This window comes from Mycobacterium sp. 1245852.3, assembly GCF_001669335.1.
In the GTDB taxonomy this organism is placed as follows: Bacteria; Actinomycetota; Actinomycetes; order Mycobacteriales; family Mycobacteriaceae; genus Mycobacterium; species Mycobacterium europaeum_A.
In genome coordinates, this window is sequence record NZ_LZLL01000127.1 from 1 (window position 1) to 10,094 (window position 10,094).

Here is a 10,094-nt window from a genome sequence, read left to right on the forward strand (position 1 = left end):
CTCCTGGGCGAAGGAGGCCAGCAGCTCGCCCTCTTCGGAGTGCACGGTCCCGCGCACGTACGACATGCCCGCGCCGACCTGGGTGCTCTCGTGGGTGTAGAGCAGCCATCCGGTCCAGTCCACGGGTTCGTGGAAGGCGACCGAGATGCTCATCGGCGCGGTCGACACGGTCAGGTGGGCCTGCGCGGTGCCGATGCCCTCGTGCGCCCGCATGGTGGTCGAGATGCCCAGGTGGCCGGTGAAGTACGCGAGCAGCGCCTTGGCCAACTCGTCGCGCGTGGGGATCGGGTCGTAGTGCAGCCACGCATAGAGCTCCGGCGGGCCGACCTCGTCGGGGCTGTTGACGTCGACGACGTCGACGAGGCGCAGCTCGCGACCGACCATCGGCATCGGCGAGTGGTTCGCGTCCGCCGGGCCGGCGACGTCGGGGCGCGGCAGGTGGTGTCGGATGACGTCGTCGGTGGGCACGTCAGCCAGCACCGTGATGCTCAGGCAGCGCCGGCCGTTCTGATGCACGGCGACCACCGCGGTGGCGGTGGAGCGGCCCTCGGCCACGACGTCGAGAACCAGTTCGATGGGCGGGCCGACGGTGATCGCGCGCGAGAAGACGGCGTGCGCCGAGCGCACCGACTTGTCGGGGAAGCGTTTGGCCACCGCGACGATCGCCTGCGCGAGCACCTGGGTGCCCTCCACCACCTGGCGTTCGTCGCCCGCCGCGATGCCGGTCTCGCCGGTGAACTTGTCCTGCCCGTCTTCCTGGACGTCGAACAGGTCCAGCAGGCCCTGCACGGTCCACTCGGTCTGCGCGGATTCCTCAGACGCCTTCGTCAATCCCGTTCACCTCTCGCGCTCGCAGCTCAGCGCTCAGCGTGACACTTTGAGTAGGATTTGTAAAGCTTGGCTAACAAGACGCCGGCCCGCCGCACCGGTAAGACGGCCGAAAGCCTAGGGAGGCAACCCAATTGGGTATCGTGACCACCACCTCGGAAACCGCGTTCACCCAGTCCGCCGAAACGGTGTACGACTTCGTCACCAATCCGCAGAACTGGACCAAGACCTATCCCGGCAGCGCGCACATCGCCAACTTGCCGCAGCTCCCGCTCAAGGTCGGTGACACCTGGGAGGAGGCCGGCCCCGACGGCGACCGGGTCTTCACCTGGCAGCTGGCCGCCGCGGTGCGCCCGACGCGGTTCGTGTTCACCTCGGTCGGCCGCCTGGGCCATGACCGCGACGGCAACGGCGGCATGGAGGGGCGCATCACGGTCTCCTACCACTTCACCAGGCCGGGGCAGGACGTCACGCTGTTCTCCCGCACCATGACGATCGAGGCGTACAAGCACGCCCCGCTGCCCGATCAGCTCTTCATGCAGGCCAATCCCGCCAAGATCGACGCCTATCACCAGGCCGTCGCCCGCGAGCTCGCCCGATCGGCAGATTGACACCGACACCCGCGGTGCATGACACTTTTTCGGTGTTTTGTAAAGCAGACCGCGACGCGCCAGGCGGGGACCGATGATCCCCGAGCCGCTGGCCAACGGTTTCTGCTTCGGCGAGGGCCCGCGCTGGTTCGAGGGCCTGCTGTGGTTCTCCGACATGCTCGGCGAGGCCGTGCACACCGCGACCATGGGCGGATCACTGACCACGCTGCCGCTGCCCGGGCATTCGCCGTCGGGCCTGGGCTTTCGGCCCGACGGGTCGCTGCTGATCGCCTCGACCGAGGACCGGCAGGTGCTGCGCTATGACGGCGAAACCGTGGTCACCATCGCCGATCTCGCGGACGTGGCGCCGGCCAACCTCGGCGACATGGTCGTCGACGACGCGGGCCGCGCCTACATCGGCTGCCAGGCGTTGCACGGCGGCGTCATCATCCGGCTCGACCCCGACGACAGCGCGACCGTCGTGGCCGACGACCTCGATTTCCCCAACGGGATGGCGATCACGCCGGACCGCAAGACGCTGATCGTCGCCGAGTCGACCGGCCGGCGGCTCTCCGCGTTTTCCATCGGCGCCGACGGCGGGCTGTCCGACCGACGAGTTTTCGCCGACGGCCTCGACGGGCCGCCCGACGGCATCGCGCTGGACGCCGAGGGTGGGGTGTGGGCGTCGATGACGCTGGCCCACCAGTTCGAGCGGATCGTGGCCGGCGGCGAGGTGACCGATCGCATCGACATGGGCGAGCGGGTCGCCATCGCCTGCGCGCTGGGCGGTCCGCAGCGCCGCACGCTGTTTTTGTTGTCGAGCACGGAGGCCTATCCTCAGCGCCTGGCCGGCACGCGGCTTTCCCGGCTGGACGCGGTCACGGTGACCACCCCCGGCGCCGGCCTGCCCTGACCCGAGAGGTTCACGATGACCGACGCCTATTACGAGCTGATCGACCCGGCCGGCGATGACGCCGCCGCATTGGGCGAGAAGTTCCGGGCGACCGATCTGGCGCGCGGCACCTGGTCGGCGGCGATCCAGCACGGCGGTCCGGTGTCGGCGCTGCTGGTCCGGGCGCTGGGGCGGTGCGAGCAGCGCGACGACACTCGGCTGTCGCGCGTGGTCATCGACCTGCTGGGCGGGGTCCCGGCCGAGGGCGACCTGTGGGTGCGCGCCGACGTGCAGCGCCCCGGCAAGCAGATCGAATTGCTCAGCGCCGAAATGCTGGCCCCCGGTCCCGACGGCGCCCCGCGGCCGGTGGCGCGCGCCAGCGGGTGGCGGTTGCAGCACCAGGACACGGAACCGATCGCGCACGCCGCGGCGCCACTGCCCCGGCCCCGGGCCGAGGCCTTCAACCGCAACCTCAAGGCGCGCGACTGGGACCGCAACTATGTGCACAGCTTGGAGTGGCTGTGGCTCACCGAGCCGCTGAGCGAAGGCCCCGGCGAATCCTGGATCAACCCGACCGTCGACCTGGTCAACGGCGAGTCCATGACGCAGCTGGAACGGCTGTTCGCGGTGGCCGACTGCGCCAACGGCATCGGCAGCAAGCTCGACATCACCAAATGGACGTTCCTGAACACCGATCTGGCGGTGCATGTGTTTCGTGTTCCCGACGGCGACTGGATCGGCATCCGGGCGGAGACCAGCTACGGGCCGGACGGCATCGGCACGACCATCGGCACGTTGTTCGACGAGCAGGGCGCGGTCGGCGCCATCCAGCAGTCGGTGCTGGTGCGCCGGCGCCCGCCTCGGGCCTAACGTGGGAGCGAATGACCATGACACCTCGGCGACACTTCGAAAAGTCTGAATCATGAGCCAGCCGGCCCGGGCGACGACGATCGCCGACACCGACACCTCGACCCGTCAGCGGATTCTGGCGGCCACCGCCGAGGTGCTCGGCCGTAACGGCAAGACCAAGCTCAGCCTGTCCGACGTCGCCACGCAGGCCGGGGTCTCCCGCCCCACGCTGTATCGCTGGTTCGCCTCCAAAGAGGAGTTGCTGTCGGCGTTTTCGGCCTACGAGCGCCAGATCTTCGAAAGCGGATTGGTGAAGGCCACCGCGGGCCTGAAGGGCGTGGACAAGCTCGATGCCGTGCTGCGGTTCATCGTCGAATACCAGCATTCGTACTCCGGGGTGCGGATGGTCGACGTCGAGCCCGAGCACACCATCGCCCAGTTCTCCTGGGTGATCCCGCAGATGCGCGAGGGCCTGCAGCGCCACCTGCCCGGGCCCAACGCGGCGGTGAAGGCGGCGACGGTCATCCGGATCGCGATCTCGCACTACATCGTGCGAAGCGATGATGCGGATCAGTTCTTGGCGCAGCTGCGGCATGCCGTGGGGATCAAGGGCAGCTAGTCGAACAACACCGCGGCGTTGAGATAGCCCGTCGGGTCCAGCGCGGCTTTCAGCGTCCGCATCGCGGCAATGTCGGCGGCCTCGCGTGACATCCCTAGATACGGCCGTTTGCGGCTGCCGACGCCGTGTTCGGAGCTGACGTTGCCGCCGGACCGCGCGATCAGGTCCATCATCGGCTCGAACAGCGCCCGCTCGCGGTCGGCCGGGCAGCGCAACACGTTCAGGTGTAGGTTGCCTTCGCCGATGTGGCCGAACAGCACCGGCAGCGCGTCGGGGGCATGCGTGTGCACCAAATCGACCGCGTGGCTTTCGAATTCGCTGATCGCCGACAGCGGCAGCGAGACGTCGAATTTCAGCGGCGGCCCGTACACGCCGAGCACCTCGGCCAGCGATTCGCGCACCTGCCACAACCGTTGCTGCGCAACGAGATCCACGCCGACCGCGGGTTCGCCAGAAATCGGCACGTCGTCGAGCAGCTCGGCCAGTCGCTCGGTCTGGTCGTGATCGGCGGCCAGTTCCACCAGCAGCAGCCAGTCGCCCTCAACCGGTGAACCGACGCCGCGATGCTCGGCCGTCAGCGCCGCGGCGCGGCCGTCAATCAGTTCCAGGGCCGCGATGCCATCCACGTCGCGAAACACCCGGCCCGCCGCCACCAGCGCGTCGAGGTCGGCGAATCCGCAGATCGCCGTCACCCGGTGCGACGGGGTGGCGTGCAGCCGCAGGTCCAGCTCGGTGATGACGCCCAGCGTGCCCTCGGCGCCCACGAACAGCGCCGGCAGGTCGTAGCCGGTGTTGTCCCGGCGCACCCGGCTGTGCCGGCGCAGCAGCGTGCCGTCGGGCAGCGCCACCTGCACGCCGACCACCTGCTCGCCCATGTTGCCGTAGCGGACCGTGCGCAGGCCGCCGGCGTTCGTCGACGCCATGCCGCCCACGGTCGCGGTGTCACGCGCCGCCAGGTCCACGCCGAACACCAAACCGGCTGCGGCGGCGGCCCGTTGCACTACGGCCAGGGTGGCTCCGGCGCCGGCCTCGATGCGGTGTTCTACGGTGTCGACGTCGGCGACGGCGTGCAGCCGTTCGGTGGACAGCAACACGTCGTCATGCTCGGGAACGGTGCCGGCCACCAGCGACGTCCGGCCGCCCTGCACGGTCACGTGCGCGCCCGCGTCGCGGCACACCCGCAGCACCTCGGCGACCTGCTCGGCCGTGCCGGGCCGCACCAGCGCGCTCGCCTTGCCGCGGTAGCGGCCGGTGTGGTCGACGCTGCGCGCCGCCAGCACGTCGGGATCGGTGACGACGTGGTTCGATCCGACCAGGCTCGCCAGGCTGCGCAGCATGCTCGCGGTTATAGCACCGACGACGCCAGACGCTTGCACCGGCCGCGTGTTGTCCAGGTTCAGCCCGGCACCGCGCGGAAGCACCCATCGAAATGGCCGTTCCGATTCCCACGGCCTGCACGAACGAGTGGGCGACGACGGGACCGACATGCCGAAAACCCGCCTGGCGCAAGGCGGCCGACACCCGCCATCGCCTTCATCGCTCGACCCTATCCACTGCCTTGGGGCACCTCGGCGAATCCCGGTTGCCCCGCGTCGACAACGGAATTGAACCGGTGCCGAGTTTCCAGGCGCTCATTGATGTCCTGGATCGCGCTCTCGGGAAGCGCGGTGACGTCGAAGTTCTCGCGGATGCGTGCCGGCGTCACGGATGCCGTGAGAACCGCGCTTTCCCGCTGAATTCCCCAGGCCAGCAGCACCTGTGCGGGAGTCTTGCCGAACTGCCGGGCGATGGACACGATGAGAGGGTCGTCGAGGAGCCGCGGTTCCAGCGCGTGCCCCAGCGAGGCGAACGCCGACAGGATGATTCCGTCCGTGTCGCGCAAACCGTGCAGTTCCCACTGGGGGTGATACGGGTGCGACTCGACCTGGACGACCGCCGGCTTGATGCGGGCGGTCTCGACTATCCTTCGGACGCCTTCGACGTCGATGTCGGACAGCCCGATTGCGTTCGTAAGGCCTTCGTCCACAAGCGCTTCCATCGCGGCCCACGTCTCCTCCAGGGTGACGCCGTCGTCGTAGATGACAGCGCCGTGGATGTCGCGGGGATCTTGGTCATCGCCAGGCTGGAACGCGAACGGGGTGTGCACCAGATACAGGTCCACCGTGTCCAGCCCGAGCCTGTTAAGGCTCGCCTGCAGCGCGGGCTTCACCCGTTCGGGTCGGTGGTTGTTGTTCCACAGCTTGGTGGTCACGAACAGCTCGTCGCGGCGGACCGTCCCGTCGGCGAACAGCTCCTTGAGCGCCGCACCCACCTCGGCTTCGTTGCGGTAACGCTCCGCAGCGTCGAGGTGGCGGAACCCGACCTCGACCGCGGCTTTGACGGCCTCGCGCGTCCTGCCGTTATCGGAAAGCGAAGTCCCGAACCCGAGCGCCGGAATCTCCCCGCCGTTGTTCAGGACGATTCTGCGTTGACTGAGATTCTCGTTCGATGTCATGGCGGTCCGGCCTCCTCGCTTGTCACCTGGTTTATAACTGACCAGTCGTCTATTTAACAGGCGCGGCCGGTGCCGACATTCCCGGTCTTAACCATCAGTCCAGGAGCGCCGGGACCGTGACCGCCTCGAAGCGGTCGTAGGGGCCGCGACTGCGGGTCACCTTGCCGCGTAGGGCCGCCCCTTCCCACGCCTCGATCAGTTGGGCCGCCAGTTGCTCCGCATCAAGGTCCGCGCGAATCTCTCCCGATCCACGCTGGCCGGACCGCACACATTCCGCGATAGCCGTATCCCAGCGGTCGAGAATGCGGACGAGCTCGGCACGGACCTGGTCGCTGGATCCCCCGAGCTCGAGCGAGAGGTTGCCGACCAGGCAGCCGAGCAGGAAGTTGCCGGTTTCGTGTTCGTCGGCGAGCGCATGGAAGAAGCGGGTGATTCGCTCCCGCGCCGGCCCTTCCGCCTCAAGGATGGGCACCAGGCGCGCTTCGATATCGGCCCAGTAGTGCTCCAGGATGGCCGCGGCAAACGCCTCTTTGCTGGGGAAGTACGCGTAGAACGACCCCTTCGGCACGCCGGCCGCGTCGGTGATGTCTTTGACGCCACTGGCCGCGAACCCACGCGCATGCACGAGATCCAGCCCTGCCGCCAACAGCCGGCGCGGCACGTCCGGGTTCGGTGGGCGGGGCATGCCACCGATATTAGCCGACCGGTCACTTATAGCGTCGGCGGCCGCATGGCCGCCTAAAACTCCTTGTGATTCACGTCGGTGACCAGGCCGCCGTCCATGATGTACTCGCTGCCGGTGGAGTAGGACGACTCGTCGCTGGCCAGGAAGAGCACAAAGGTCGCGACCTCGCGGACCTCGCCCGGGCGGCCCAGCGGGATGGTCACCATGTCCTCGGGCAGGTGGGCGGTCATCGGGGTGCGGATGAACCCCGGGTGTATCGAGTTGACCCGGATGTTGTGCGGCGCCAGCTCGAGGGCCGCCGACTTCGCCAGCCCGCGCACGCCCCACTTGGACGCGACGTAGGGGTGCACCATCGGCGCGCCGCGCAGGCCCTCGATGGAGGACACGTTGATGATCGAGCCGCCGCCGGCCGCGATCATCGGCTCGACCGCGGCCCGCATGCCCAAGAACGTCCCGGTCAGGTTGACGTCAATCACCTTCTGCCACTTGGCCAGATCGAAGTTCTTCAGCGAGCCGAGCGCCACGGTGCCGGCGTTGTTGACCAGCACGTTGAGCTTGCCGAATTCGCCGACCGCGGTGGCGACGGCGGCGTCCCACTGGTCTGGCTGGGTGACGTCGAGGTGCACATAGCGCGCCGAATCACCGATCTCGTCGGCCAGCGCCTTGCCCTGGTCGTCGAGGATGTCGCCGATCACGACCTTGGCGCCCTCCTCGACCAGCAGCCGCGCGTCTTCGGCTCCCATGCCGCCGGCGCCACCACTGATCAGCGCAACCTTGCCGTCTACCCGACCCACGTGGGTCTCCTTTCGATTTAGGTGGTCACCAAAGTGCTTGGTGCGTACAGGCCTTTGCCCGTTACCAGCGGCAAGTCAAGTGTGGTCCGAATGCCCGGCGGCGCCGCGATCACGGCGGGGATGGCGTTGACGACGCGGCCTGCGGCGCCCGCGATCGCCGCGTGGTTGTGGTCGCCCTTGCGGCTGCTGGGAATGATGTCGACCGCATACGACGGCTCGCCGGTGATCTCGACGCGGTAGGAGCCGTCACCGGAGGCGGGCTGGGGCAGGTCGGGGCGCAGGTCGGGCCGCAGCCGGGTGACGTGCTCGATGACGATGGCCGGATGGCCGTTGACCATGCCGCGAATCTCGAACTGCAGCACCGCCACGGTGCCCTTGGCGACATGGCCGACCGCGATGTCGAAATCCTCGGGCGCGGGCTCGCGCTGGTAGGACTCGGTGATCTCGTCGACCTCGATGCCCAGGCCGGCCGCCAGCTGACGGATCGCGGTCCCCCAGGCGATGCTGAGAATGCCGGGCTGCAGCAGCATCGGGATCTCGTCCATGGGCTTGGCGAACCCCATGTAGTCCATGACCTCGGTTCCGTTGTACGACGCGTAGTCGTGGATCTCCATGCAGCGCACCTGCTCGATGCGCTGGCAGGTGCCGGCGAGCGCGAACGGGATCAGGTCGTTGGCGAACCCCGGGTCGACACCGCTGATGAAGATGCTCGAATTGCCTTGCGTGGCAGCGTCTTCCACGCGGGCGATGTACTTGTCGGGCATCACGCCCCACGGGTACTGCAGCAGCCCCGGCGACGAGCCGACGACGTTGATGCCAGCAGCCAGGATGCGCATCACGTCGCCCATCGCCTCGGGCAGCCGGGTGTCGCCCATCGCGCAGTACACGACGCAGTCGGGCTTGGCGGCGATGATGGCGTCCAGGTCATCGACGGCGGCGACGCCCGTGACCACACCGGTGTCCAGGCCGACGCCGCACAACTCACCGGCGTCCTTGCCCACCTTCTCGGGCGTCGAGACGCACACCCCGGTCAGTTCGAACTGCGGGTTGGTGATGAGTTCGGCGAGGGCCAGCCCTCCGACATTTCCGGTGCCGACGTGCGCGACGCGGATCGCCATGACAGTCTCCGTCCCTGAAAACCCTGGACAACTTTTCTAGACAGTAGTCCATAAAATTTGGGGCGCATACCGGCGGGACTGGCCGCGGCCCGCGAGGCAGAATCAATCGCTGATGACACAACGCGAAGACCTTCAATTCGCCTCCGGCGACGACCTGATCAGCGCCTGGCTCTACCGGCCGGCCGGCGACGGGCCGGCGCCGCTGCTGGTGATGGCGCACGGCCTGGGCGCGGTGCGCAGCATGCGCCTGGACGCCTACGCCGAGCGTTTCAGCGCGGCCGGCTACGCCTGCCTGGTGTTCGACTACCGCAACTTCGGCGACAGCGAGGGCCGGCCGCGTCAGGTCCTCGACGTCGGCATGCAGCTCGCCGACTGGGCCGCGGCCGTCGCCTACGCCCGCACCTTGCCCGGCATCGATCCCGACCGGATCGCGTTGTGGGGCACCAGTTTTGCCGGCGGCCACGTGATCGCCACGGCGGCCCGGCTGCCGGGCATCGCCGCCGCCGTCGCCCAATGCCCCTTCACCGACGGCCTCGCGTCCGCACGCACCATCACCAACCCGTTTATCGCCGCGCGCATCACCGCCCGGGTGGTGCGCGACCTGCTCGCACGCCGGCGCGGCAGGCCGCCGGTGATGGTCCCGACGGCCGGCAGGCCCGGCGAGGTCGCGCTGATGAACACCCCCGACGCGTACGCCGGCTACCTGCGGCTGGTGCCCGACGGGGCCGAGTTGCGCAACGAGGTGGCCGCGCGAATCGCGTTGCAGGTCTTCAGCTATCGGCCCGGCCGCGAGACACCCAAGATCGAGTGCCCGATCCTGTTCTGCGTGTGCGAAGCGGACTCGGTGGCGCCCGCGTCGGCCACGCTGCGCCACGCGGCCAGGGCGCCCCGCGGCGAGATCAAGCTATATCCCGAGGGACATTTCGCGATCTACGTCGACGACGCCTTCCAGCGGGTGGTCGCCGACCAGCTCGCGTTCCTGGACAAGCACCTGAAAGGCGCGCCCGCCTAGGGTCCGAGCGGGGACGTCGTGCGGATGGCTTCGTCGCGAATGAGCCCGCGCAGCAGCGCGGTGCTGAACTCGGCGGCGATCTCCTTGGCCGACCGCCGCCCGCTCGGGCGAAGCCAGCGGTAGGCACCCAGGGTCATGCCGATGTAGCCCAGCGCCAGCACGTGCGAGTCGCACGGGTAGAACTCGCCGTTGGCGATGCCGCGGTCGATCAGG

At 68.7% G+C, this 10,094-nt stretch carries 11 protein-coding genes and 1 pseudogene; 5 read left to right on the top strand and 7 right to left on the bottom strand.

Features of this window, described 5'->3' with window-relative positions; translation table 11 throughout:
- Positions 1-831, bottom strand: an 831-nt coding sequence (locus tag A9W96_RS05665; RefSeq protein WP_067138347.1) for an acyl-CoA thioesterase II, incomplete at its 3' end; no start/stop codon positions are given.
- Positions 832-962: 131 nt separating this feature from the next.
- Here A9W96_RS05665 and A9W96_RS05670 point away from each other — a divergent pair.
- The 4 genes from A9W96_RS05670 to A9W96_RS05685 all read left to right on the top strand — a co-directional run bounded on the left by A9W96_RS05670 (position 963) and on the right by A9W96_RS05685 (position 3,778).
- Complete coding sequence (locus A9W96_RS05670) at positions 963-1,439, top strand: SRPBCC family protein (RefSeq protein ID WP_066861518.1); 477 nt, start codon at positions 963-965, stop codon at positions 1,437-1,439.
- A gap of 73 nt (positions 1,440-1,512) precedes the next feature.
- Positions 1,513-2,331 (top strand): SMP-30/gluconolactonase/LRE family protein, encoded by an 819-nt coding sequence (locus A9W96_RS05675; protein WP_067138348.1) that lies wholly within the window; start codon positions 1,513-1,515, stop codon positions 2,329-2,331.
- Between the two features lie 15 nt (positions 2,332-2,346).
- The gene (locus A9W96_RS05680; RefSeq protein WP_067138350.1) at positions 2,347-3,180 is read left to right on the top strand and encodes a thioesterase family protein; all 834 of its coding nucleotides are present in this window, start codon (positions 2,347-2,349) and stop codon (positions 3,178-3,180) included.
- Positions 3,181-3,232: 52 nt separating this feature from the next.
- Positions 3,233-3,778, top strand: a complete 546-nt coding sequence (locus A9W96_RS05685; protein ID WP_066882088.1) for a TetR/AcrR family transcriptional regulator — start codon at positions 3,233-3,235, stop codon at positions 3,776-3,778.
- Here the strand turns inward: A9W96_RS05685 and A9W96_RS05690 are convergent.
- From A9W96_RS05690 to A9W96_RS05710, 5 genes are all read right to left on the bottom strand, one after another.
- Positions 3,775-5,115: an FAD-binding oxidoreductase gene (locus A9W96_RS05690; protein WP_067138360.1), complete on the bottom strand. Its 1,341-nt coding sequence runs from the start codon at positions 5,113-5,115 to the stop codon at positions 3,775-3,777. The two genes, A9W96_RS05685 and A9W96_RS05690, sit on opposite strands and share 4 nt — an antisense overlap.
- Before the next feature lie 209 nt (positions 5,116-5,324).
- A complete protein-coding gene (locus tag A9W96_RS05695) occupies positions 5,325-6,272 on the bottom strand; it encodes an aldo/keto reductase (protein WP_067138351.1) in 948 nt (315 codons plus the stop codon).
- A 94-nt stretch (positions 6,273-6,366) separates the two neighbouring features.
- The gene (locus A9W96_RS05700; protein ID WP_067138353.1) at positions 6,367-6,957 is read right to left on the bottom strand and encodes a TetR/AcrR family transcriptional regulator; all 591 of its coding nucleotides are present in this window, start codon (positions 6,955-6,957) and stop codon (positions 6,367-6,369) included.
- 53 nt (positions 6,958-7,010) lie between these two features.
- On the bottom strand, positions 7,011-7,751 hold the full coding sequence (locus A9W96_RS05705; RefSeq protein ID WP_066868231.1) for a glucose 1-dehydrogenase: 741 nt from the start codon (positions 7,749-7,751) through the stop codon (positions 7,011-7,013).
- A 17-nt stretch (positions 7,752-7,768) separates the two neighbouring features.
- On the bottom strand, positions 7,769-8,869 hold the full coding sequence (locus A9W96_RS05710) for a diacylglycerol kinase (RefSeq protein WP_067138355.1): 1,101 nt from the start codon (positions 8,867-8,869) through the stop codon (positions 7,769-7,771).
- Positions 8,870-8,981: 112 nt separating this feature from the next.
- Between A9W96_RS05710 and A9W96_RS05715 the strand changes: the two genes are divergently transcribed.
- On the top strand, positions 8,982-9,881 hold the full coding sequence (locus A9W96_RS05715) for an alpha/beta hydrolase (protein ID WP_067138357.1): 900 nt from the start codon (positions 8,982-8,984) through the stop codon (positions 9,879-9,881).
- Here the strand turns inward: A9W96_RS05715 and A9W96_RS05720 are convergent.
- Positions 9,878-10,094 (bottom strand): annotated as a pseudogene (locus A9W96_RS05720) (TetR/AcrR family transcriptional regulator); the annotation flags it as partial. The gene A9W96_RS05715 and the pseudogene A9W96_RS05720 overlap by 4 nt on opposite strands.